Here is a 22,352-nt window from a genome sequence, read left to right as displayed (position 1 = left end):
TGCGCTGCTCGCGCTTCTCGCCGATCGGGTGGTGCCACAGCTTGCCCCACTCGCGCGAGGTCGCGAGGACGCGCTCCGTGTGCTGCGTGCGCACGGCGCTGTAGGCCGCGAGCGCGGTGTCCCAGTCGATCTCCTTCGCGCCGTCGGTGCCGACACTCGTGTTCCGGGCGACGTGCTTGGCCAGCGCCCAGCCGTCCTCGATCGCCATGATCGCGCCCTGGGCGATGTACTGCAGCGGCGCGTGCGCGGAGTCACCGAGCAGGGCGACGCGACCGAAGATCCAGTTCGGGATCGGCTCACGGTCATACATCCGCCACCAGCGGTCGCGCCACATGAACTTCAAGCCGTCCTGGACGTCCTTGACCACGTTGTCGAACGACGCGTCCAGCTCGTCCGGCGTGCCCCAGTCCTCCTCGCCGGCGAGCGCCTTGGGCGACTCGAAGACGGCGACCTGGTTGAACATCTCGCCACCGCGCAGGGCGTACTGCACGAAGTGGTTGTTGTCGCCGAGGTAGACCACGACCGCCTTCTCGTGGATGGCGTTCTCGCGGGCGTCCTCGATCGGGATGGCGCCGCGATAGGCGACGTACGACGACGACACCGGCGCGTCGCCGACGAACTGGTAGCGCGCGGGGGAGTGGATGCCCTCGGCGGCGATGATCACCGGTGCGGTGTGTCGGGTGCCGTCCTCGAGGACCACCGTGGCCTGCTGGCCACCCTGCGTCGACTCGTTCTCGTAGGAGACCGCGGTGGCGTTGTTGACCAGCTCGACGCCCGCGCGCTGGCAGGCGCGCAGCAGCACCGCATGCAGGTCGGAGCGGTGGATCACGACGTACGGGAAGCCGTAGCGCTTCTCCAGGTCACGCAGGTCGAGGCGGGTGAGCTCGGCGGCGTGCCCGTCGGTGCCGTCGAGCCCGTCGAACATGATCATGTCGTCGGGCAGGACGCCGAGGCTCTTCACCTCGTCCAGCAGGCCGTACTCGTCGAGGATGCGGGTGCAGTTGGGCGCGATCTGCAGGCCGGCGCCGACCTCGCCGAACTCCGGGGCCCGCTCGAGCAGGCGGACCGTGAGGCCCTCGCGGCTCAGGGCGAAGGCCGCGGCGAGACCGCCGATGCCGCCGCCGACGACGATGACGTCGGTCTTCTGGTCGCTCATGTCTTTCTCCTAGAGCCAGGGCCCGAGCTCGGGCGCGTCGGACAGCGAGTGGGGGCGGCCGGCCAGCCAGGCGGCGACCTCGGGGAGCGGGCCGTCGGGGAGTGAGGTCAGCTCCCGCTTGGCGCTGATCTCCGCGACCAGCGCCTCGAGGAAGTCGGTCGGCAGGTCGCCGAACCTCACGCCGGTGGCGAGGTCGACGACGTGGACGCAGACTTCGCGGGACCGCATCCACGGCGTCTCGGTCGCAGGGACGGTGCGGCCCTGGGCGGTCACGACCGGGTGCTGCCACTGCACGTCGGTCAGCGCCGCCATGGCCTCCTCGAGCGCCTCGGCGCCGGTCCTCAGCCAGCCGAGCAGTTCCTCGGCGGAGAGCTGCGTGCCGCGCTCGATGCCGGCGGCGCGCTCCTCGGCGGAGGCATACATCGGGGTCTCCTCGCCGGTGCGCGCCCAGTGCACGAGGTTGCCGAGCGCGTCCGCGTTCGCGGCGACGTGGGAGACCACGTGTGCGCGGCTCCAGCCGGGCAGGAGACTGGGTGCGGCGAGCTCCGCCGCACCCAGGTCGGCGACGGCCTCCAGCAGGAGCTTCGTGCCGTCGCGCATCCAGCGGCGCGCGTCGTCAAACGAGCGGTCAGCCACCTCAGGCGTCCTTGACGATCGCGTTGGTGAGGGTGCCGATGCCGTCGATGGTGATCTCGACGGTCTCGCCGCCCCACAGGAACTCCTGCGGCTTGCGGGCGTGGCCCACGCCGCCGTTGGTGCCGGTGAGGATGAGGTCGCCCGGGCGCAGGGTGACGATCGTGGAGACGTACTCCACCAGGTGCACCGGGTCGAAGAGCAGGTCGGAGGTGTTCGCGGTCTGCTTCACGACGCCGTCGACGGTGAGCTTGGTGTCGAGCTCGGGGCGTACGCCGCCGGGCAGCTCGTCCGGGGTGACGACGTAGGGGCCCACGGGCGTCGAGGAGTCCCACATCTTGCCCTGCAGCCACTCGCGGGTGCGGAACTGCCAGTCGCGCACCGAGTAGTCGTTGGCGGCGGTGAACCCGGCGATCGCGTCCGCGGCCTCCTCGGCGCTCGCGTGACGGACCGTCTTGCCGACGACGATGGTCAGCTCGCACTCCCAGTCGAACTGCTCGGTCTCGGCAGGCTTGACGATGTCGTCGTTCGCGCCGGCGAGGGTGTCGGCGAACTTCGCGAACAGCACCGGGTACTCCGGCAGGTCGCGACCCATCTCCTCGATGTGGCTCTTGTAGTTGAGCCCCACGCAGACGACCTTCGACGGGTTCGGGACGACCGGCGCGAAGTCGGCGCCCTCGACCGGGTAGGTCGCGGCGTCGGCCGGAGCCGCGGGGGAGCCCGCGGCGAGGTAGGCGCCGAGGTCGGCGTAGCCGAGGTCGACCAGCCGGTCGTTCTCGAGCTTGACGGCACGGGTGCCCTCGGCCGCGTTCGCGTCGGTCAGGCGGATGGTGGCGAGCTTGGTCATCAGGCGTCCTTCTGGATTCGGTTGAGCTGGAGCGCCTCGAAGACGGGCGCGTCGGAGAAGCGGAACAGGTCGAGGGCGCCGGAGTCGGAGTCGGACGCGCCGGCCTCGGACTTCGCGGAGAACGGCTCCCACGACGGCACGACGAACAGGTCGCCGCGGGTGACGGACCAGGACTTGTCGCCGACAGTGACGGTGCCGGCGCCGTCGAAGACCTGGTAGACGGAGGAGCCGGTCTCACGGACGGGCGCGGTCTCCGCGCCGCGGACGATGCGGTGGAACTCGGTCCGGATGGTCGGCAGCACGTCGCCCGCAGTCGCCGGGTTGGTGTAGCGGACCGCGGCGTGGCCGGGCTCGACGGTGCCGGCGTACCCGGCCTTCTCGAGCGCGAGCTGGTCGTTCAGCGCCGCGTCGGTGAACGACCACTTGTAGCTGAGCAGCGGGCTGCCGGGGGCGCCCGCGGTGGCCGACACGGGGCGCAGGCCCGGGTGGCCCCAGAGCTGCTCGGAGCGGGAGCGCTCCGGCGTGGTCCGCTCGGCGTCGCTGATCTCGTCGCGACCGAACTCGAAGAACTGCGCCTCGTTGGTGTACTGGAACGGGATGTCGAGGCCGTCGATCCACGCCATCGGCTCGGAGGTGGCGTTGTGGTGGGCATGCCAGTTCCAGCCCGCCTGGGGGAGGAAGTCGCCGCGGTTCATCGGAACGGGGTCGCCGCCGACAACCGTCCACACGCCCGAGCCCTCGACGACGAAGCGGAAGGCGTGCTGGGTGTGGCGGTGCTCGGGGGCGTCCTCACCCGGCATGAGGTACTGGATCGCGGCCCACAGGGTCGGGGTCGCGAACGGACGACCGCCGAGGCCGGGGTTGGCCAGCGCGATCGCGCGGCGCTCGCCGCCGCGGCCGACGGGGACGAGCTCGCCGGCCTGCTCGGCCAGCTTGAGGAGGTTCTCCCACTTCCACACGTGCGGCAGCGCGCGCGAGCGGGGGTGGGCCGGCATCAGGTCGCCGATCTCCGTCCACAGCGGGATGAGCAGCTCCTCCTCGAAGCCGCGGTAGAGGGACTCGAGGGCCGGGGTGACGTCGGGCTGGTCAGGCGCCGAGACCGCCTGGAGCCGCACGGGGGTGTCGACAGTGCTCATGTGGTCTAGAGTGACTCCCATCACGAGCTGCAGAACAGACAATTCTGTTCTGCAGAACATGCTGGGCGGGACCGCCGGTCCGGGCGGATCCCCGTGGAGGACGGAGTCGGATGGCCAACCAGTTGAAGACGCCTCCGGCGTACGCGATCACCAGTGTCGACCATGCGCTGCGGATCGCGACGATCCTCCAGCTCGAGGGTGCGCTCACCGTGAGCGAGGCGGCCGAACGGCTCGGGGTCGCGCGGTCGACGGCCCACCGTCTCCTCGCCATGCTCGTCTACCGCGACTTCGCCGTCCAGGACGACGACAAGGTCTACCGCGCCGGGCCGGTCCTCGAGCTCGCCACCCACTCCCGGTCGGCGGCCTCGCGGCTGCGGTCCGCGGCGCTTCCCCACCTGCGCCGGCTCGTCGACCTCCTGGACGAGTCGGCCAACCTGACCGTGCGCACCGGCGACACCGCGCGCTTCATCGCCAGCATCGAGTCTGGCCAGACGCTCCGGGTCACCTCGCGCGAGGGGATGGTCTTCCCCGCTCACCGTACGACGGCGGGCCTGCTGCTCCTCGCCGAGCTGCCCGACGACGAGCTCGAGGCGGTCTATGCCCCCGAGCGCTATGCCGACCATCCGGCGGACCGTCCCGACCTCGAGGCGCTCCGCAGGGAGCTCGCCACCATCAGGCGCAACGGTTTCGCGGTCAACCAGGGCCGTTCCGAGCGCGGTGTCGTCGCCGTCGGCGTCCCGGTCCGCGACACCGACGGGACCGCACTGGCCGGCATCTCGGTGTCGATCCCGAGCGTGCGCTACGACCGCCAGCAGCTGCGCCTGCTCGTCGCCACCCTCTCGATGGCCGCGCGTGCACTCGAGGCGGACCTCGGCGGAGGATGAGCCGATGCGGTGACCGCCGCAGCCGGTCCGAGCCGAGGAAGGCATCCATCAGACGAAGCAGGGGCAGCGACACGTGGCCCGGCTCTCTAGGTTGAGAACCATGACGACTGTTGCCCTGCTCGGCCTCGGCGAGGCCGGGTCGGCCTTCGCGGCCGACCTCCTCGCCGCGGGGGTCACCCTGCGCGCCTATGACCCGAAGGTGACCGCGCCCGACGGCGCGCTCGACTGCCGCGACGAGGCGGACGCCGTGACCGGCGCCGACCTGGTGATCAGCGCCAACAGCGCCGCCGACGCCGTCACCGCCGCCACCCGGGCGGGCACAGGGCTGGCGCCGTCCACCGTGTACGTCGACGCCAACACCTCCTCGCCGGCGCGCAAGCGCGAGATCGCCGCCGCCCTGCCCGACGGCGCGCTGTTCGCAGACGTGGCGCTGATGTCGACGGTGCCCGGGCTGGGGATCAGGGTGCCGATGGTCGCGAGCGGCCCGGCGGCCGGGCGCGCGGCCGAGCTGCTCACCGTGGTCGGTGCGACCGTCACGGTCGTCGACGGTCCGGCCGGTGAGGCGGCGGGCCGCAAGCTGCTGCGCAGCGTCTTCTTCAAGGGCCTCGCCGCCGCGGTGGTCGAGAGCCTGGAGGCGGCCCGGGCCGCCGGGCTGGAGATCGAGACGCGCGCCGAGATCGCGCGCGAGCTCGAGCGCGCCACCGCCGCCACGGTCGACCGGCTCGTCGACGGCAGCCGGCGTCACGCCGTACGCCGGTCGCACGAGATGGCTGCGGCGGTCGAGATGCTCGACGGCCTCGGCGTCCCGTCGCGGGTCTCCGCCGCCAGCCGTGACTGGCTCGAGCAGCTCGCAGGCGAGGTCGTCGACGCTGCTGAGACCACCGAGGCTGCCGGGACCGGGGAGGGTCGCGCGTGAGCGCCCCCGCGGTCGAGGGGACGGCGGTCGGCGCGGCGCGCGGGCTCGGCGTACGCCTCCTCCTCGTGCTCGCCCTCCTGGCGGCGACCGCGCCGCTGTCCGTCGACTTCTACCTCGCGTCGTTCCCCGAGGTGCGGTCCTCGCTGCACACCGACGCCTCCACGGTGCAGCTCACGCTCACCGGCTTCCTGCTCGGCCTCGGCGTCGGCCAGGTCGCCTGGGGGCCGATCTCGGATCGGTACGGCCGCCTGCGCCCCCTCCTGATCGGCGCCACCATCGGCACGATCGCGGCGGCCGGCGCCGCGCTCGCCCCGACGATCGGCATCCTCATCGCCGCCCGCTTCGTCCAGGCGCTCGCCGGGGCCGCCGGCATCGTCATCTGCCGGGCGGTGATCGCCGACCTGCTCGAGGGGTACGCCGCCGCCCGGGCCATGTCCTTGATGCTGACGATCAACGGGCTCGCGCCCATCGCGGCTCCGGTCGTCGGCGGTGCCCTGGCCGGTCATGTCCCGTGGCGGGGCGTGCTCGGGATCATCGTGGCGGTCTACTTCGTCCAGCTGGTGGGGATCGTGCTCGTGATCCGGGAGTCGCTGCCGGCGTCGCGGCGCACGCCGCGGGTGCAGTACGCCTACATCGGGCGCCTCCTCGCCCGGCCCGCCTACCTCGGCTACACCGTCACCTCGATGTTCGCGTTCGGCGCGATGATGGCCTACATCTCCTCCTCGTCGTTCGTCTACCAGAGCGTCATCGGGACCAGCGGGCTCGGCTACGGCCTGCTGTTCGCGTTCAACGCGGTCGGTCTGATGGCGGGCGGCGCGGCCTCGGCAAGGCTCGCGCGCCACCAGGTGCACCCGGCGCGCACGGTGTCGCGGGCGTTGCCGGTCATCGTCGTCGGTGCGGTGTTCCTGCTGCTGATCGCCTCCGCCGACGTGACCAAGTGGCTGCTGATCGTGCCGCTCTTCTTCATCGTCACCGCGGTCGGCTTCGTGATCGGCAACGTCCAGACCCTGGCCATCGAGCAGAGCCGCGACGTGGCCGGAGCCGGCAGCGCGGTCGTCGGCGGCCTGACGTTCCTCTTCGCCGGCGTGGTCTCGCCGCTCGGCGGCCTCAAGGGGGACGACACCGCCGTGCCCTTCGCGCTCGTCATGCTCTGCTCCGCGGCCTGCGCGCTCGGCGTCTTCGTGCTCACCCGCGGCTACGTCCGGCGCCACCCGGACCTCGAGCGGTCCTTCCAGCGCGTCGCGGTCGACGCGTCCGTCTGAAACGGATTCGGGCCAGACGGATTCGGGCGCAGGGCGTCCGGAGCCGCGCCCTACGCGGGCGCGTCGCTCTCGGCCAGCGCCTCGAGGACGGAGCCGAGGTGGGCGCGGACGGCGGCCTCGGCGGCCTGGGGGTCGCGAGCGCAGACGCCCTCGATGATCGCGAGGTGCTGGGGGAGCGAGACCTGCGGACGGCCGGCCCGGAAGGCGAGCCTGAACTGGTGGCGCACGTTGCGGGCCCGCAGCCGGCTCAGCACCTCGGCCGCGACCGGCTGGGCCGCGATCGCGATGACGGACTCGTGGAGCCGCTGGTTGAGTTGGGAGTAGCCGACGACGTCGCCGTTCTCCACCGCCTCGGTCATCTCCTGTCCGAGCGCCCGCAGCGCGGAGATCTCCTGGTCGGTGATCCGCTCGGCGGCCTTGGCGCCGCAGAGCCCCTCGACGGCCATGCGGACCTCGGTGATGTGGAGCGCCTCCTCGACGCTGACCACGCGCACCCGGGCGCCGCGGTTGGCGATCCGCTCGACGAGACCCTCGTGGGTGAGGTCGATCAGTGCCGCGCGGACGGCGCCGCGGCTCGCGCCCAGTGACTCGGACAGCTCGGCCTCGACCAGTCGCTGGCCGGCGACCAGCTCACCGGCGAGGATGCCGCGGCGTACGGCGGTGGCCACGTCTGCCTGCGAGACGACCTTCGTGTCGGTGCTCACCGGCCCCCCTCTCGTGGTGACTGGCCGCATCCTACGGCGCCCGTGGTGCGCGGGTGTCGCCGACTTTTGATCTCAAGATTGTTGACGATTTCGTCGGACGATCGTTACGGTGTGGGAACACATCACCCGGACGCGTTGGTCTCGACGCCGACATCTCGACCCGTCTCGCTCGCTCGAGACAGGTCGCGGCGCTCGCGGGGCTCGACCGACGTGCGCAGAGAGAGGACCTCCGTGACCGAGGAGCACACCCTGGTCGTCACCGCCCACGCGGGCGACTTCGTCTGGCGGGCCGGCGGCGCGATCGCGCTCGCGGCGTCCCGCGGCGAGAAGGTGACCATCGCCTGTCTGACCTTCGGCGAGCGCGGCGAGTCCGCCGCCGAGTGGCGCGCCGGCAAGGGCCTGGAGGAGATCAAGGCCAGCCGCCGCGAGGAGGCCGAGGCCGCCGCGGCGGTGCTCGGTGCCGACGTACGCTTCTTCGACGCCGGCGACTACCCCCTGAAGGTGAGCGACGAGCTCACCCACCAGCTGATCGAGCTCTACCGCGCGACCCAGCCGACCGTCGTGCTGACCCACACGCTCGAGGACCCCTACAACGGCGACCACCCGGCCGCGGCGCGGATGGCGCTCGACGCGCGGGTGCTGGCCGGGGCGATCGGCTACCCGGCCGAGGGCGAGGTCGTCGGCGCGCCGCCGGTGTTCGCCTTCGAGCCGCACCAGCCCGAGATGTGCGGCTTCACGCCCGAGGTGCTGCTCGACATCACCGAGGTCTGGGACACCAAGCGCAAGGCGATGGAGTGCCTGTCGGCGCAGCAGCACCTGTGGGACTACTACACCGACCTGGGCAAGCGCCGCGGCGTCCAGCTCAAGCGCAACGCCGGCCCCAACTTGGGCTTCCCGAGCAGCACCTACGGCGAGGCCTACATGCGCTTCTACCCGCAGGTCACCGAGCGGCTGGCCTGAGGCCGGAGGAGGAGCGGACATGCGGAACCTCGTCGTCACCGGCGTCCCCCGGGCGGACGCCACCGACATCGCGAAGCTGGAGGAGTACGGCGTCGCGACCGTCCACGAGGCGATGGGCCGGGTCGGCAGTCTCGGTCCACAGATCGTCGCCCGCCAGCAGGGCCTGACCATCGCCGGCAGCGTCGTCACCGCGCTGTGCTGGCCGGGGGACAACCTGATGATCCACGCGGCCGTCGAGCAGTGCGGCGAGGGCGACGTTCTCGTCGTGGCCGCCGCGGCGCCCTCGACGCACGGCATGTTCGGTGAGCTCTTCGCGACCGCCCTCGCCCACCGGGGCGTCCGCGCGGTCGTCAGCGACACCGCCGTCCGCGACACCCGGGAGCTGCGCGAGATGGGCTTCGGTGCCTGGTCGCGCCACGTGTCGGCCGAGGGCACCGTCAAGGCCACGGCCGGTCACGTGAACCTCCCCGTCGTGATCGCCGGCCAGCGCATCTGCCCCGGTGACGTCATCGTCGCCGACGACGACGGCGTGGTCGTCGTACCCCGCCTCGACGTCCCCGACGCCGTCGCGAGGTCGCAGGCGCGGGTCGAGAAGGAGGAGGCGACACGCGCCGCCTTCCGGCAGGGGGAACTCGGGTTGGATCGCTACGGCCTGCGCGAGACGCTGAAGGAGCTGGGCGTCGAGTACGTCTCGTACGCCGACCTGGAGGCAGGAGACCGGTACTGATGGCAGGCGTGCGGGCGGCCTTGATGCGAGGCGGTACGTCGAAGGGTGCGCTGTTCCTCGCCGACGACCTGCCCGCCGACGCGGCCGCGCGTGACGACCTGCTGCTGCGGGTCATGGGCAGCCCCGACCCCCGCCAGATCGACGGGCTCGGGGGCGCCCACCCGCTCACCAGCAAGGTCGGCGTGATCAGCCCGTCCGCGCAGGACGGCGTCGACGTCGACTACCTCTTCCTGCAGGTCGTCGTCGACCAGCCCGTCGTCACCGATGCCCAGACGTGCGGCAACATCCTCGCCGCGGTCGGGCCGTTCGCTCTCGAGCGCGGTCTCGTGGCGGCCGAGGACGGCGTCACCGAGGTGAGGGTCCGGATGGTCAACACCGGCGGTCTGGCGACCCTGCGCGTGCAGACGCCGGGGGCTGCGGTGACCTACGACGGCGACACCGAGCTCTCCGGCGTCCCCGGCACGGCGGCGCCCGTGGAGATCGTCGTCGAGCCCAGCGACACGCCGCTGCTGCCGACGGGCCACCTCGTCGACGAGCTTGCCGGTGTCGAGGCGACGCTCATCGACAACGGGATGCCGTCGGTCGTCGTCCGGGCCGAGGACCTCGGCGTCACCGGCACCGAGACGCCGGCCGAGCTCGAGGCGAACGACAAGCTCACCGCGCGGGTCCGCGAGATCCGGCTCGCCGCCCTGCCGCTGATGGGGCTCGACCCCGATCCCGACGCCACCACCGTGCCGAAGATCGTCCTGGTCGCACCGCCCGCCGCCGGTGGCACCCTCGCGACCCGCAGCTTCATCCCGGTCCGCGTGCACCAGGCCGTCGGCGTCCTCGGTGGTGCCTCCATCGCGGCCGCCGCCGCGCTGCCCGGCACGGTGGCGCACGACCTCGCGGACCACGCCGGGGGCTCACGCGTGCGCGTCGAGCACCCGACCGGCTTCCTCGACCTGCAGATCACGACGGAGGGCGACCGGATCAGCCGCACCGCCGTCGTACGCACCGCTCGGATGATCCTCGACGGCACCGTCTATCCCGGTCCCGCTCGACCCGCCAGCCCCGTACGCACCGTTCAGGAGAGATGACATGCCCAACCCCCTCGGCGACATCGCCCACCTCGGCCACGTCGAGCTGCTCACCCCCAAGCTGGACGAGTCCGTCTGGTTCTTCACCGAGATCCTCGGGATGACCGAGACGAAGCGGGAGGGTGACTCGGTCTTCCTGCGGACCTTCGACAACTACGAGCAGACCAGCCTGATCCTCACCGGCCACGAGACCTCGGGGATCAAGAAGATGGCGCTGCGCGCCTCCAGCGAGGACGCGCTGGCCCGCCGGGTGAAGGCGGTCGAGGAGTTCGGCATGTCCGGCTCGTGGGTCGACGGGGTGGCGGGCACCGGCCCGACGTACCTCACCCAGGACCCCGACGGCCACGACATCGCGCTCTACTACGAGACCGAGTGGTACCAGGCGCCCGACGACCTCAAGCCCGGCCTGAAGAACCAGCCGCAGGCCAAGCCGAACCGTGGCATCGGCGTGCGCCGGCTCGACCACGTCAACTACCTCGGCAAGAACGTCAAGGCCAACACCGACTTCCTCGAGAACGCGCTCGGCGCGCGGCCGACCGAGCAGATCCAGCTCGACACCGGCGAGATCTCGGGCCGGTGGACGACCTTCACGCACAAGTCGTACGACGTCGTCTACTCCGCCGACTGGACCGGCTCCACCGGTCGCCTGCACCACATCGCGTTCGCCCCCGACTCGCGCGACGACATCCTGCGCGCCGCCGACCTGGCCCTCGACCACGGGGTCCACATCGAGACCGGGCCGCACAAGCACGCGATCCAGCAGACGTTCTTCCTCTACCTCTACGAGCCCGGCGGCAACCGGATCGAGCTGTGCAACCCGCTCACCCGGCTCGTCATGGCACCCGACTGGGAGGTCGTCACCTGGACCGAGGCCGAGCGGGCCAAGGGGCAGGCGTGGGGTCTGAAGACCATCGAGACCTTCCACACCCACGGCACGCCGCCGGTCGCCAAGGCCTGAGCGGCCGCGTCAGGTCGTCAGCCGGCGTCGTCGGGCGCGGCGGGCAGGAGCACCGTGACGGTCATCTCCGGGCCGTGGTCGCACGCGACCGGCGCGGTGGCGCCGCTGCGGGCGTGCTGACCGGCGAAGCAGAGCCGCAACTCGCCGTCGGCGTCCGCCACCAGTGCCCAGACGAGGGCGAGTCCGAGACCGGCGCCCGGGCGGCTGCGCGCCTCGTCGGCGCGGGCGAACCGGCGGGTGGCGGTCGCCAGCAGCGCCGGCGGCATGCCGCCGCCGGCGTCGGTGACCATCAGCCGAGTCCACCCGTCGGCCGGCGCGTCGACGCGAACGGCGTACGGCGGCGTCCCGTGCACCCGGGCGTTGTCGAGCAGGTTCGTGAGGATCCGTTCGAGCGCGCCGTCCGACACGGCGGTCCGTGCCTGCTCCGCGGGCAGCTCCACCCGGGTCTCGCCGGCCCAGCCGGGGTCGGCGAGACGGCGCTGCTCGATCACCCGGCCCACTGTGGCGGCGAGGTCCGCGGTGCGTCCGGGGCCGCCGGCGTCGTCGGCGTGGGACGCGCCGAGGTCGAGCAGTTGCTCGGCGAGCCGGGCGAGTCGGCCCAGGTCGACGTCGAGCTCCTCGAGGATCCGCTCGTGCTCGGCCTGCGTTCGCGGGCGGCGCCGGGCGAGCTGGATGCGGCTGGTGAGCAGCGTGATCGGCGTACGCAGCTCGTGGCTGGCCTCGTTGACGAACTGCCGCTCCCGGTCCAGCGCCCGCTCGAGCGCGGCGAGCATGTCGTTGAGGGTGTGCCCGAGGCGGGTCACCTCGTCGTCGCGCCGAAGGGGTACGTCGAGCCGCAACCCGGACGCGCCGGCGGCGATGTCCTCGGCCCGGCGGCGATAGCGCTCGACCGGGCGCAGAGCGGCCCGCGCGAGCCGGTCGCCCACGAACGAGGTGACGAGCAGGGCGCCGAGGCCGGCCACGGAGAGCTGCACGAGCAGCTCTCGCAGCGCCTCGTCACGGTGATCGCGGCGTACGCCGACGAGCAGGAAGAGGCGCGGCGCTGACCGAGCCTGGGTGATCTGCAGCCGGTAGGGCTTGTGGGAGGCGGGCAGGAAGTCGCCGATGTTGACGGTCTGGGGCGACCGTGCCGCGCGGGCGAGGGTGCGTGTGCCCACCATGGCGTCGGCACCCGCCGGCCCGCCGTGGTCGCGGACCGACCCGGACTCGTCGAGCACCTGCCAGGCAGCGCCGGTCGCGTCCGCGGTCGTGCGCCGCTCGACCCGGCCGTCCGCGCCGACCAGCGGCCGAAGCGTCGTCGTGGCCTGGGAGAGCTCGGTGTCGAGGCCGCGGTCGAGCGCGAAGTCGACCCGCCAGTAGACGAAGGCACCGGCGCCGATGAGGACGACGAGCATCGCGACGGCGAACCCTGCGACGAGCCGCACCCGGAGCGGCAGCCGACCCACCCGGGAGCGGAGCGACCTCACCGCACCGCCCCGGGAGAGGGATCCACGCGGTAGCCGACGCCGCGCAGCGTCGTGATCGTGTCGGTGCCGAAGGGCCGGTCGATCTTGGCGCGGATCGAGGCCAGGTGGACGTCGATGACGTTGCTGCGCAGATCGGTCTCGCCGTCCCACACCTCATCGAGGATGGTGAGGCGCGTGACGACCCGACCCGCATGGGAGACGAGCAGGTGGAGGATGTCGAACTCGCGTGCCGAGAGCACGATCTCGACGCCATCGCGGCTCACCCGGCGAGAGGCCGGCTCCACGAGCAGGCCGCCCACCTGGACCGGCGCCTCGAGGCTGCTGCTGCCGCGCCGGTGGAGCGCCCGGAGCCGGGCGAGTAGCTCGTCGAGGTCGAACGGCTTCGGCAGGTAGTCGTCCGCGCCCGCGTCGAGGCCGTCGATCCGGTCGCGGACGGCCCCGCGCGCGGTCAGCATGAGCACCGGCGTCGTCAGCCCGAGGTCGCGCAGCCGCCGGGTCACCGTCACGCCGTCCGTCCCCGGCAGCATCCAGTCGAGCAGCGCCACGTCGATCCCGACGTCGCTGAGGAGGCGGTCGTACGCCGTCCGGCCGTCGTGCACGACCTCGACCGTCCACCCGGCCTCGGTCAGCGACTCCTCCAGGAGCGCCGCGAGCCGGACGTCGTCCTCGGCGACGAGGATCCTCACCGGTGTGCTCCTTCCGCGCGCCGGGGCCGGCGGCCGCCGTACGTCATCTGCTCACCGTAGTGCCGTGTGCGGACGAGGACCGCGCACGCCGGGCAGCGCTGCGGCGGCGACCGACCCAGAGGGTGCTGCCGGCGACGAGCACGACCACACCGGTGACGGCGAGACCGAGGTGGGAGACCAGGTGCTGGGCGGACTGCCAGCTCGCGCCGGCGAGGTAGCCCGCGACGACCATGAGGGTGCCCCACACCAGCGCCCCGGCCACGTTGAAGAGCGCGAACCGGCGGTAGCGCAGGCCCGACATCCCCGCCAGGCCCGGGACCAGCACGCGGAGCGCGACGGTGAACCGGCCGAGGAAGACGGTCTTGCCGCCGTGCTTCGCGAGCGCGGCCCGGGCGCGGTCGAGGTGCTCCCGCTTCACCAGCCGACCCACCGAGAGATCGAGGATCCGCCGACCCCAGCGGCGGCCGACGGCGTACCCCACCGCGTCGCCGGCCACCGCCCCCGAGACCCCCGCCGCGATCATCACGAGCAGCGGGACATGGCCCTCGTGGGCGACGACGCCACCGAGCAGCAGCGCCAGCTCGCCCGGGAAGACGAAGCCGGCGAAGACGGCCGACTCCAGCGCCGGCAGCGCGAACACGAGCGCCACCGCCAGCCAGGCGGGGACGGTGAGCAGGTGGGCGATCACGGACGTCACGCCGTGGACGCTACGGAGCGCGGCATGAAGGAAGAGTGAAACGGCGTGCGGCGGCGCTCGCCGGGTGGCGCCGACCTCTACGGTGGGGGCCATGACGGCCTCGGGGACCGAGCAGACGACGTACCGCTATCTCCGCGCCGCCTTGCTGGCGCTCCTGCTCGCGCTGGCCGTCTCGGTGGCCGTGGAGACCCTGCGCAGGGGCTGGGAGACGTCGCTGAGCAGCTACTACTACACCGCGGCCGGTCCGGTCTTCGTCGGCGTGCTGACCAGCGTCGGCGTCTGCCTGATCGCGCTGCGCGGCGGCACCGACGCGGAGGACGTGTGCCTCAACCTCGCCGGGATCTCGGCGCCGATGGTGGCCTTCGTGCCGACGCCCGAGGAGGGGCAGGCACCCGATGTCCACGCCATCGCCAACAACGCGGCGACGTTCTGGACGGTGCTCGCGGTGGGGTACGCCGTCGTGCTGGTGCGCGGCCTGCGCCGCCGTGCCCGCGGTGAGTCGTGGCCGAGCCCGTGGGGCGCGGTCGGCCTGGTCTCGACCGCGGCCGCCTGGGTGGTGGGCGTCATCTGGATCGCCCTCGACGAGGAGTCGTTCGCGGCGCACGCCCACGCCCTGGCCGCCGTCTTCACGTTCCTGCCGTTCGCCGGCGTCGTCGTGCTCAACACCGACTGGGGCGTGCGGGTCGTCGCGGGCGGACCGGCGAGCCGGACGCGGTACGACGCGGCGTACTGGGGCATCGCCGGTGGCATGGCCCTTGTCGCCGTCGTCTTCGCGGCGCTGTGGGCGTGGGACTACGCCCTGCTCGGCGTCGAGATCGGCGAGCTCGCCCTCTTCGCGGTGTTCTGGGTGCTGCAGTCGCTGGACCTGATGAAGGCCGCCGAGACGTCACTGGAGTGACGTCTCGGCGGCCTTCGGTGACCACTCGCGGGGAATCAGTGACTCCTCGCGGGGAACGGGTGACTTCTCGGTCAGGCGGGGAGGCCGACCGAGTGGGTGTCCATGAACTCCCGGACGCCCTCGATGCCCATCTCACGCCCCATGCCGCTGCGGTCGAAGCCGCCGAACGGGGCGCGCTCGTCGAGGAACGCGGCTCCATGCGCGTTGACGAACGTGTAGCCGGTGCGCAGCCGCGCGGCGACGGCGGACGCGCGGTCGAGGTCGGCCGACCAGACCGAGGAGCACAGGCCCGACCAGGTGTCGTTGGCGCGGGCGATCGCGTCCTCCTCGTCGTCGAACGCGAGGATCGGGATGGTGGGCCCGAACTGCTCCTCGTTGACGAGTCGGGAGTCCTCCGGGGCACCCAGGACGAGCGAGGGGCGCAGGAAGTGGCCGCGGGAGAGATCCTCGCCCGCAGCGGCCTCGCCGTACTCCCGCACCTCGGCGCCGCGGGAGCGGGCGTCGGCGAGGAGCTCCTCGATGTAGGTCTTCTGGCGCGGGTGGTGGAGCGGGCCCATCGTGACGCCCTCGGCGAGCCCGTGCCCGAGCCGCGCCGCCGACAGCCGTGCGCCCAGCCCCTCGAAGACGTCGTCGACGCGCGAGCGGTGGACGTAGAGCCGCTTGGCGGCCATGCAGACCTGGCCCGTGGAGTCGAAGATGCCGGAGAACATCGCGTCGAAGGCGGCGTCGTCGAGGCGCGCGTCGGCGAGGACGAGCGCCGGGTCGTTGCCGCCCAGCTCGAGCGCGACGCGGGTGAGGGAGGGCGCGGCCATCTCCATGATCCGGGCGCCACCACCGGGCGAGCCGGTGAAGCAGACCTTCTTGACCCGCGAGTCCTGGATGAGCGTCGGGCCGATCTCGGGGTCGGTGCCGGTGACGACGTTGACGACACCCGGCGGCAGCAGCTTCGCGACCTGCTGGACCGTGCGGACGGTCGCCAGCGGCGCGGACGGCGGGGGCTTCACGACGACGGTGTTGCCGGCGACGAGGGCCTGCGGCAGCGAGGCGGCGAGGATCGCGAGCGGCCAGTTGAACGGCACGATGATGGTGACGACACCGAGCGGCAGGTAGCCGACCGAGGTGTTGTACGGCGGCGCGGGCAGCTCGATCCGCTCCTCGATCCGGTCCGCGAGCTCGGCGGCGAGCTGGAAGCGGTGGGAGAAGACGATCGAGTCGATCACCGACTCCATGATGATCTTGCCGTTCTCCCGGGTGAGCACGGCCGCGGTGTCGTTGCGGTCGGCCTCCAGCGGGGCGAGCGCCTCGAGGATGAGGCGGGCGCGCTCGGCCGGGGCGAGGGCCGCCCAGGCCGGGAAGGCGCGATGGGCCGCGGCGACGGCGGCCTCTGCCTGCTTGGCACTGGCGGCGGCGGCGTATCCGACCGTCTTGGACGGGTCGGCGGGGTCGACGACGTGGAGGGCGTCGTCGCTGGCCACGTCGTGGCCGTCGATGAAGAGATCGGTCCTGATCTCGGGGAGCGTGTCGAGGTCCACTATCGACTCCTGGCTCGGAGGGCCCGCCCGAGCGGGATGACGTTGCTCACACAGTAGGTGGGCGGGGCGGCGCCGGGGGAGGGCTCGACAGCGCTCTCCCGCCAGACGGAAGCGGACCGCACGACCTCCCGATGGAAGGTTTCATTGCCGCGACTGTTTGAGACGCCCATCACATGGGCGCGCGCTCGTCTAGAGGAGACCCCCGTGACTTCCGCACGGAAGACCCCGTCGATCCCCACCCTGGTCGCTGCCAGCTCCATCGGCACCGCGATCGAGTGGTACGACTACTACATCTTCGGCACCGCCGCCGCCCTTGTGTTCGGCACGGTGTTCTTCCCGCACTACTCCGCGGTCGCCGGCACCCTGGCGTCCTTCGCGACGTACGCCGTCGGCTTCGTCGCCCGCCCGATCGGCGCCGCGGTCGTCGGACACTACGGTGACCGGCTGGGCCGCAAGTCCATGCTCGTCCTGACGCTCCTCGTCACGGGCGGATCGACGTTCCTGATCGGTGTCGTGCCGACGTACGCCAAGATCGGGCTCGCCGCACCGCTGCTGCTCGTCCTCCTCCGGCTCATCCAGGGCTTCGCCGTGGGCGGGGAGTGGGGCGGCGCGGTGCTGATCTCCAGCGAGCATGCCAGCCCGCGCCGGCGCGCCTTCTACGGCAGCTTCGCCCAGTTCGGCGTCCCGCTCGGCGTCCTCACCTCCAACCTGGCGTTCCTCATCGTCTCCCGTCTCAACGACGACAGCTTCACCTCGTGGGGCTGGCGCATCCCGTTCCTGCTGAGCGCGGTCCTCGTGGCGGTCGGGTTCGTGGTCCGTCGGAAGGTGGACGACGGTCGGGAGTTCACCGAGCTCAAGGAGAGCGAGAAGGTCAGCAAGCTGCCCTTCGCCGACCTGGTCAAGCGTCAGCCGCGCAACCTGGTCTTCGGCGGTCTCGCCGCGATCGCGCCGCCGCTCGTGGGCTACACCGTGATGATCTACATGCTCACCTACGGCACCGCCGTCGTCGGCTACAACCGCACCACGCTGCTGACCCTGATCCTGCTCTCCACCGGTGTCTGGATCCTCGCGATCGTGGGCTGTGCGATGCTCTCGGACCGCTACGACGCCAAGGCGGTCTACGTCGCCGGTGTGATCACGGCGATCGTCTGGCCGTTCCCGATGTTCGCGCTGGTCAACAGCGGCAACACCGGCGCCGCGTGCCTCGCCTTCATGGTCGCCGCGATCGTGCAGGGCATCATGGCCGGCGCCCAGGGCGGTCTCTTCACCGAGATCTTCCACCCCGAGGTCCGCTACAGCGCGATCTCGGTCGCCTACCAGTTCGGCGGCATGGTCGGCGGCGCCGTCACCCCGCTGCTCGCCACGGCGCTCTACGACAACTACCACTCCTCCACGCCGATCGTGATCTACATGATCATCGGCGGCTTCGTCAGCCTCGTCGGCGTCCTCGGCCTCAAGCGGATCGCTCCGACCCGGGCCGCCGCCGCCGTCCCCGGACCGCGGGGGGAGGCGGCCACCGTCGTCGCCGGAAAGCGCGCCATCCGCGACTGAGCTCTTCCGCGCCGCGGGGCTGAGTTCCTCCGCACGCACCGACCCCCGGTCTGACTGACGCGTCAGTCAGACCGGGGGTCGGTCGTGTCCGGGTGTCCGGGGTGGCCGTGTCGGGATCGACAGCGCCAGGATCGACAGCGCCAGGGTCGGCCGCGCTCGGGTCTCCACCGCGGCGAAGGCGGCCCTCCCCGCAGCCGACAGCCGCGCGACCGCGGGTGGGAGACCGACGGGTGAGGGGCCGACGGACCGAGCGAGAGCCTCAGCGACCCTCGCGCGGGCGCGGCGGCGCGACGCCGCCGCGGGGTCCGGCGGTCCCGGCGGGCGGCGTCATCGCCGAGGGCGCACCGAGTGCGCGGGAGATGGCGCGAGCGGTCGCCGAGAGCGCCGGCAGGACGGCGTGCGGCGAGACGCTGCCGGTCTTCACGGTGACGCCGAGGGCGGCGACGACGCGGTCGCGCTGACCGCGCAGCGGCACGGCGAGCGCGAGCGCCTCGGGGGTGAGCTGGTCCTCCGCGATGGCGACGCCGGTACGCCGCACCTGCGCGAGCGCGCGCCGGAGGTCCTCGGGATCGCTGAGCGTGCTCGGGGTGAAGCGGCGCAGCTTCGTCGCCAGCACCTCGTCACGGAACTCCGCCGAGGCGAAGGCGAGGAGGACCTGCCCGGTGCCGGTCGCGTGCATGGGCCAGCGTCCGCCCAGTCGGCTGAGCACCCGGACGCCGTCGCGCGCGTGCAGCGACTCGACGTACACGACGTCGTGGCCGTCGCGCACCGCGAGGTGCACGTTGGCGTGGGTCGCGTGCTGGAGGTCGCCGAGGTAGGGGAGCGCGACGTCGCGCAGGTGCAGGCCCTGCGGCGCGAGCCCGCCGAGCTCGAGGATGCGGAGGCCGACCGAGTAGCGACCGTCGCGCGCGCGATCGAGGGCGCCCCAGTCGCGGAGCTCACCGACGAGCCGGTGGGTGGTGCTGAGGCTGAGTCCCGAGCGGCGGCTGATCTCGCTGAGCGTGAGCAGGATGTGATCGGGATCGAACGCATCGAGGACGGACAGCATCCGCTGCGCCGCCGTCTGGCGTTCTGGCCGAGGCCCATGAAGAGGGCTGACGGTCATCGTTGACCTCCAATGTGATGGCGCTCACATCGTGGTCATGCCCGGGGCCGCCGCAACAGGGTCCCTTCCGCCTCGCGGAAGAGGCCCTTGGTCCCGTCGTCGTCGACCGCGTGTCCCGTTCGCCGGTCGCCGTCCACCTTCCGCCACGTGGCAAGTGCCGAGCGGGTCCCTGGCGTGCTGCCTACGTTCGAGTCAGAGGGCCACTCGGGTGGTGGCCCCGAGCCGGGTCCGACCGGGCCCGAGACCGCGAGGAGGACCGGTGACTCTCGACCACCAGGCGCTCTTCGGCGCGTTCCTGTCGCCGCACGGCCGCGCCAGCGGTCCGCAGGGGCACCTCGTGCGCGCCGCCCGGCTCGACGGGGTCGCCGCGCTCGCCGGCGCCCGCGTCGGGCTGCTGTGGAACACCAAGCGCAACGCCGAGCTCCTCCTCGTGGAGCTCGGCCGGCTGCTCATCGAGCAGTACGGCGCCGAGGTGACGGCCCGCCAGGCGCCGTACGCCCACGCCGTCCCCCTCGACGGGCCGGACCTGCACTCCCTCATCGACAGCTGCGACCTCGCGGTCGTCGGCGTCGGCGACTGCGGGTCGTGCGCGGCCGCGGCGATCAACGACGGCATCACGCTCGAGCGCCACGGCATCCCCGCCGCGGTCATCTGCAGCGACGCGTTCGACGTCACGGCGCGGGCGACCGCGGAGGTCCAGGGCGACCCGGACTATCCGTTCCTGACGACGCCGCACCCGATCGCGGTGCTCGCCGAGACGCAGGTCGTACGACGGGCCGAGCAGCTGCTCCCCGGCGTCGTGGCCCGCCTCATCGTCCAGGCCGAGGGGGCGGCGTCGTGACCGGCCCGCGCCGCCTCGGCGCCGACACTCCGGAGGAGCTGGGCATCGTCCAGGCCGCGGTCGAGTATGCCTACGACCAGGACTGGTCGGACGGTCTGCCGGTGGTGCCGGCGACCCGCGAGCGCACGGACGCGTTCCTGGCGACGACCGACCGCCACCCCGACGAGGTGATCGGCCGGCTGGAGCCGCTGCGCCGCGAGGTCACCGTCGAGACGGCCGCGGTCAACGCGGTGATGGCGGGCTGCCGGCCGGAGTACTTCCCCGTCGTCCTCGCCGCCTGGGACGCCCTCATGCTCGACCCGACCACGGCGGTCGGCGCCTGGCAGAGCACGAGCGGCCCGGCGCCGCTCATCGTCGTCAACGGCCCGGTGCGTGAGCGGCTCGCCCTCAACGGCGGCGGCGGTGCGTTGGGCCCGGGCTTCCGCGCCAACGCCACCATCGCCCGCGCGATCGGCCTCTTGGTGAGGAACGGCCTCGGCGTCCGCCCCCAGGTCTTCGAGCAGGCGACCCAGGGGATCCCGGGTCGATGGGGCATGTGCCTGGCCGAGAACGAGGAGGAGAGCCCCTGGGAGCCGATCGCCGTCGACGGCGGTCTCGCTCCCGGCAGCGACGCGGTCTCGGCGATGCTCGTGCGCGACACCGAGTTCGTCGACAACCGGCACACCGCCGACCCGGAGAAGCTCCTCGCCGACCTCGCCGACACCCTCGGCCGGACCGGCGCGCTCATCTTCGAGCATGCCGCCGCCGGGCTCGTCCTCTGCCCCGAGCACGCCCAGCTGCTGGCGCGTGCCGGCATGGCGAAGGAGGACGTACGCCGCTGGCTGGCCGATCACACCCGCCGCAGCGTCGCGGACCTGCGTGCCGTCGGCAAGAACGGCCTCACCGACCTCGGCGGCCGCGGCGTCCGCGTGGACCGGCCGGACGAGGAGCGGTCCGGCGAGGACCGTGTCTTCGCCACCGACACCGCGCAGCACCTGCCGATCCTCGTCGCCGGCGCCCGCAACGCCGGGATCTCGAGCGTCGTCCGCCTCTTCACCAGCTGGCCGCGCATCTCCGCACGCGTCGAGAGCTGCCCGGCCGACGTACCCGTCCCTCTCTCACTCGTCGATCCGGAGGTGGAGGCGTGAGCCCCCTGCAGGACCAGGTCGCGGTCGTCACCGGCTGCGGCAAACCCGACGGCATGGGGCAGGCGATCGCGCGCGCCCTCGCGGCCGACGGCGCCCGTCTCGTCATCACCGACAAGGAGTCCCGCGGCGTCCCGAACGACCGTCAGCGGCTCCTCGGCCAGCAGCCGCCCGGCGGCCTCGAGGACCTGGCGGAGTCGCTCCGCTCCGAGGGGTACGACGTCGTGGCGGCTCTCGGAGACATCTCGGATCCCGACGACGCCGACCGGATGGTGGCCACGGCCGTCGAGGAGTACGGCCGCCTCGACGTCCTCGTCAACACCGCCGCGGCCCCGCAGGGCGCCGACCGGCGTGACGTCGAGGCCGTGCCGCTCGAGGCCTGGCACCTGGCCATCGGGGTGAACCTGACCGGGACCTACCTGATGTGCCGCGCGGCGATCCCGCACCTGCGGGCGCGCCGCTATGGCCGGATCGTCAACATCTCCTCGATGGCGGGGCTGACCGCCGCGCCGTTCTCGGCGGCGTACTCCGCCTCCAAGGCGGGCGTCATCGGCCTCACCCGCTCCCTGGCGATGGACCTCGGGCCGTGGGGCATCACGGTGAACGCCCTCTGCCCCGGGCTCGTCGCGACCAGCCGCGCCATCCTGGACCCCTCGCCCGACCTCGACGTCGACGCGACGCTCGCGGCCCGCGGGCGCGCGATCCCGGTCGGTCGCGTCGGGCAGCCCGACGACATCGCCGCGGCGGTGAGCTTCCTGGCGTCGCCCGGCTCCGGCTACATCACCGGGCAGGCCATCCCGATCGACGGCGGCGGGCTGACGCCCTTCCCGCTGCCCCAGCCGGCCCCGCTCACCGTGGCCGCGACCGAACCCACCAAGGAGACCGCATGAGCATCGACCAGGCCCAGCTTGAGGACTTCCGCAAGACGATGGCCGCCGACGACTACCACCTGGAGGTCGACGTCACCGACGGCGCTGCCGACGTCCGGATCAAGGCCGGCCCCGACGCCTGCGCGGAGTGCCTCGTCCCCAAGACGATGATGGCGACCATGCTTGCGCCGGTCCTCGGCGTCGACGCCGAGCGCATCGCGCTCACCTACCCCACCGAGTTCCCGGGCGACCACAAGTAGTCTCGCGGCACCGATCCTAGGAGCGTCAGACCCAGCATGTGGGTCTGACGCTCCTTCGTCG

General features: G+C 72.6%; 22 protein-coding genes and 1 pseudogene. 13 read left to right on the top strand and 10 right to left on the bottom strand.

All coding sequences use genetic code 11. The features are described 5' to 3' along the window. Positions 1-76: 76 nt before the first annotated feature. The 4 genes and pseudogenes from AB3X52_RS00735 to AB3X52_RS00720 form a co-directional block, all read right to left on the bottom strand. Positions 77-1,156 (bottom strand): annotated as a pseudogene (locus tag AB3X52_RS00735) (FAD-dependent oxidoreductase); the annotation flags it as partial. A gap of 9 nt (positions 1,157-1,165) precedes the next feature. After that, positions 1,166-1,792, bottom strand: a complete 627-nt coding sequence (locus AB3X52_RS00730; RefSeq protein ID WP_367990779.1) for a maleylpyruvate isomerase family mycothiol-dependent enzyme — start codon at positions 1,790-1,792, stop codon at positions 1,166-1,168. A gap of 1 nt (position 1,793) precedes the next feature. Next, positions 1,794-2,636 (bottom strand): fumarylacetoacetate hydrolase family protein, encoded by an 843-nt coding sequence (locus AB3X52_RS00725; RefSeq protein WP_367990777.1) that lies wholly within the window; start codon positions 2,634-2,636, stop codon positions 1,794-1,796. Next, on the bottom strand, positions 2,636-3,772 hold the full coding sequence (locus tag AB3X52_RS00720; RefSeq protein ID WP_367990775.1) for a cupin domain-containing protein: 1,137 nt from the start codon (positions 3,770-3,772) through the stop codon (positions 2,636-2,638). The genes AB3X52_RS00725 and AB3X52_RS00720 overlap by 1 nt, the downstream gene beginning before the upstream one ends. A gap of 110 nt (positions 3,773-3,882) precedes the next feature. Here AB3X52_RS00720 and AB3X52_RS00715 point away from each other — a divergent pair, with 110 nt between their 5' ends. From AB3X52_RS00715 to AB3X52_RS00705, 3 genes are all read left to right on the top strand, one after another. After that, entirely contained in the window at positions 3,883-4,656 is a 774-nt protein-coding gene (locus AB3X52_RS00715; protein ID WP_367990773.1) for an IclR family transcriptional regulator, read from the top strand. Positions 4,657-4,756: 100 nt separating this feature from the next. Next, positions 4,757-5,572 (top strand): DUF1932 domain-containing protein, encoded by an 816-nt coding sequence (locus AB3X52_RS00710; protein WP_367990771.1) that lies wholly within the window; start codon positions 4,757-4,759, stop codon positions 5,570-5,572. Beyond that, positions 5,569-6,834 (top strand): Bcr/CflA family efflux MFS transporter, encoded by a 1,266-nt coding sequence (locus AB3X52_RS00705; protein ID WP_367990769.1) that lies wholly within the window; start codon positions 5,569-5,571, stop codon positions 6,832-6,834. The genes AB3X52_RS00710 and AB3X52_RS00705 overlap by 4 nt, the downstream gene beginning before the upstream one ends. 50 nt (positions 6,835-6,884) lie before the next feature. Here the strand turns inward: AB3X52_RS00705 and AB3X52_RS00700 are convergent, their stop codons facing one another. After that, complete coding sequence (locus AB3X52_RS00700; protein ID WP_367990767.1) at positions 6,885-7,538, bottom strand: GntR family transcriptional regulator; 654 nt, start codon at positions 7,536-7,538, stop codon at positions 6,885-6,887. Between the two features lie 231 nt (positions 7,539-7,769). Here AB3X52_RS00700 and AB3X52_RS00695 point away from each other — a divergent pair, with 231 nt between their 5' ends. Genes AB3X52_RS00695 through AB3X52_RS00680 form a run of 4 tightly spaced genes read left to right on the top strand, consistent with a single transcriptional unit; the run spans position 7,770 to position 11,262 of the window. Next, positions 7,770-8,498 (top strand): PIG-L deacetylase family protein, encoded by a 729-nt coding sequence (locus AB3X52_RS00695; RefSeq protein ID WP_367990765.1) that lies wholly within the window; start codon positions 7,770-7,772, stop codon positions 8,496-8,498. Positions 8,499-8,517: 19 nt separating this feature from the next. Next, positions 8,518-9,225 carry a 4-carboxy-4-hydroxy-2-oxoadipate aldolase/oxaloacetate decarboxylase gene (locus tag AB3X52_RS00690; protein ID WP_367990763.1) on the top strand — a complete coding sequence of 236 codons (708 nt, stop codon included), beginning with the start codon at positions 8,518-8,520 and terminating at the stop codon, positions 9,223-9,225. Continuing rightward, the gene (locus AB3X52_RS00685; RefSeq protein WP_367990761.1) at positions 9,225-10,304 is read left to right on the top strand and encodes a 4-oxalomesaconate tautomerase; all 1,080 of its coding nucleotides are present in this window, start codon (positions 9,225-9,227) and stop codon (positions 10,302-10,304) included. Before AB3X52_RS00690 ends, AB3X52_RS00685 begins: the two co-directional genes overlap by 1 nt. A gap of 1 nt (position 10,305) precedes the next feature. Further along, positions 10,306-11,262 (top strand): catechol 2,3-dioxygenase, encoded by a 957-nt coding sequence (locus AB3X52_RS00680; protein ID WP_367990758.1) that lies wholly within the window; start codon positions 10,306-10,308, stop codon positions 11,260-11,262. 17 nt (positions 11,263-11,279) lie between these two features. Here the strand turns inward: AB3X52_RS00680 and AB3X52_RS00675 are convergent, their stop codons facing one another. The 3 genes from AB3X52_RS00675 to AB3X52_RS00665 are packed head-to-tail and all read right to left on the bottom strand — an operon-like array spanning position 11,280 to position 14,111. Further along, positions 11,280-12,728, bottom strand: coding sequence for an ATP-binding protein (locus tag AB3X52_RS00675; RefSeq protein WP_367990756.1), 1,449 nt, complete (start codon positions 12,726-12,728; stop codon positions 11,280-11,282). Next, entirely contained in the window at positions 12,725-13,414 is a 690-nt protein-coding gene (locus AB3X52_RS00670) for a response regulator transcription factor (protein ID WP_367990753.1), read from the bottom strand. The genes AB3X52_RS00675 and AB3X52_RS00670 overlap by 4 nt, the downstream gene beginning before the upstream one ends. Positions 13,415-13,457: 43 nt before the next feature. Next, the gene (locus tag AB3X52_RS00665) at positions 13,458-14,111 is read right to left on the bottom strand and encodes a DedA family protein (protein WP_367990751.1); all 654 of its coding nucleotides are present in this window, start codon (positions 14,109-14,111) and stop codon (positions 13,458-13,460) included. Positions 14,112-14,202: 91 nt separating this feature from the next. Here AB3X52_RS00665 and AB3X52_RS00660 point away from each other — a divergent pair, with 91 nt between their 5' ends. Continuing rightward, positions 14,203-15,009, top strand: a complete 807-nt coding sequence (locus AB3X52_RS00660) for a hypothetical protein (protein ID WP_367990749.1) — start codon at positions 14,203-14,205, stop codon at positions 15,007-15,009. A gap of 71 nt (positions 15,010-15,080) precedes the next feature. Here AB3X52_RS00660 and AB3X52_RS00655 read toward each other — a convergent pair whose 3' ends face one another. Continuing rightward, the gene (locus AB3X52_RS00655) at positions 15,081-16,541 is read right to left on the bottom strand and encodes an aldehyde dehydrogenase family protein (RefSeq protein WP_367990747.1); all 1,461 of its coding nucleotides are present in this window, start codon (positions 16,539-16,541) and stop codon (positions 15,081-15,083) included. Positions 16,542-16,745: 204 nt separating this feature from the next. Between AB3X52_RS00655 and AB3X52_RS00650 the strand changes: the two genes are divergently transcribed. Further along, a complete protein-coding gene (locus AB3X52_RS00650) occupies positions 16,746-18,092 on the top strand; it encodes an MFS transporter (protein WP_367990744.1) in 1,347 nt (448 codons plus the stop codon). Between the two features lie 259 nt (positions 18,093-18,351). On the opposite strand, the gene AB3X52_RS00645 is transcribed toward AB3X52_RS00650, so the two are convergent. After that, positions 18,352-19,140 carry an IclR family transcriptional regulator gene (locus AB3X52_RS00645; protein WP_367990742.1) on the bottom strand — a complete coding sequence of 263 codons (789 nt, stop codon included), beginning with the start codon at positions 19,138-19,140 and terminating at the stop codon, positions 18,352-18,354. A 316-nt stretch (positions 19,141-19,456) separates the two neighbouring features. Here AB3X52_RS00645 and AB3X52_RS00640 point away from each other — a divergent pair, with 316 nt between their 5' ends. From AB3X52_RS00640 to AB3X52_RS00625, 4 genes are read left to right on the top strand one after another with little or no spacing between them, the layout of a single operon-like run. After that, positions 19,457-20,038 (top strand): UGSC family (seleno)protein, encoded by a 582-nt coding sequence (locus AB3X52_RS00640; RefSeq protein WP_367990740.1) that lies wholly within the window; start codon positions 19,457-19,459, stop codon positions 20,036-20,038. Beyond that, positions 20,035-21,165 (top strand): hypothetical protein, encoded by a 1,131-nt coding sequence (locus AB3X52_RS00635; RefSeq protein ID WP_367990738.1) that lies wholly within the window; start codon positions 20,035-20,037, stop codon positions 21,163-21,165. Before AB3X52_RS00640 ends, AB3X52_RS00635 begins: the two co-directional genes overlap by 4 nt. Continuing rightward, positions 21,162-22,052 carry an SDR family NAD(P)-dependent oxidoreductase gene (locus tag AB3X52_RS00630; protein ID WP_367990736.1) on the top strand — a complete coding sequence of 297 codons (891 nt, stop codon included), beginning with the start codon at positions 21,162-21,164 and terminating at the stop codon, positions 22,050-22,052. Before AB3X52_RS00635 ends, AB3X52_RS00630 begins: the two co-directional genes overlap by 4 nt. Next, positions 22,049-22,291: a hypothetical protein gene (locus tag AB3X52_RS00625; RefSeq protein ID WP_367990734.1), complete on the top strand. Its 243-nt coding sequence runs from the start codon at positions 22,049-22,051 to the stop codon at positions 22,289-22,291. Before AB3X52_RS00630 ends, AB3X52_RS00625 begins: the two co-directional genes overlap by 4 nt. Positions 22,292-22,352: the final 61 nt, after the last annotated feature.

This window comes from Nocardioides eburneus (genome assembly GCF_040838215.1).
In the GTDB taxonomy this organism is placed as follows: Bacteria; Actinomycetota; Actinomycetes; order Propionibacteriales; family Nocardioidaceae; genus Nocardioides; species Nocardioides eburneus.
This window is presented reverse-complemented; position numbering and strand designations above follow the sequence as displayed.

What these genes read in the sequence shown, in the direction of transcription:
- AB3X52_RS00625 (WP_367990734.1), top strand. Translation starts at nt 22,049, where the DNA reads ATGAGCATCGACCAGGCCCAGCTTGAGGACTTCCGCAAGACGATGGCC.
- AB3X52_RS00685 (WP_367990761.1), top strand. Translation starts at nt 9,225, where the DNA reads ATGGCAGGCGTGCGGGCGGCCTTGATGCGAGGCGGTACGTCGAAGGGT.
- AB3X52_RS00645 (WP_367990742.1), bottom strand. Translation starts at nt 19,140, where the DNA reads ATGCTGTCCGTCCTCGATGCGTTCGATCCCGATCACATCCTGCTCACG.
- AB3X52_RS00690 (WP_367990763.1), top strand. Translation starts at nt 8,518, where the DNA reads ATGCGGAACCTCGTCGTCACCGGCGTCCCCCGGGCGGACGCCACCGAC.
- AB3X52_RS00680 (WP_367990758.1), top strand. Translation starts at nt 10,306, where the DNA reads ATGCCCAACCCCCTCGGCGACATCGCCCACCTCGGCCACGTCGAGCTG.
- AB3X52_RS00660 (WP_367990749.1), top strand. Translation starts at nt 14,203, where the DNA reads ATGACGGCCTCGGGGACCGAGCAGACGACGTACCGCTATCTCCGCGCC.
- AB3X52_RS00725 (WP_367990777.1), bottom strand. Translation starts at nt 2,636, where the DNA reads ATGACCAAGCTCGCCACCATCCGCCTGACCGACGCGAACGCGGCCGAG.
- AB3X52_RS00720 (WP_367990775.1), bottom strand. Translation starts at nt 3,772, where the DNA reads ATGAGCACTGTCGACACCCCCGTGCGGCTCCAGGCGGTCTCGGCGCCT.
- AB3X52_RS00715 (WP_367990773.1), top strand. Translation starts at nt 3,883, where the DNA reads ATGGCCAACCAGTTGAAGACGCCTCCGGCGTACGCGATCACCAGTGTC.
- AB3X52_RS00710 (WP_367990771.1), top strand. Translation starts at nt 4,757, where the DNA reads ATGACGACTGTTGCCCTGCTCGGCCTCGGCGAGGCCGGGTCGGCCTTC.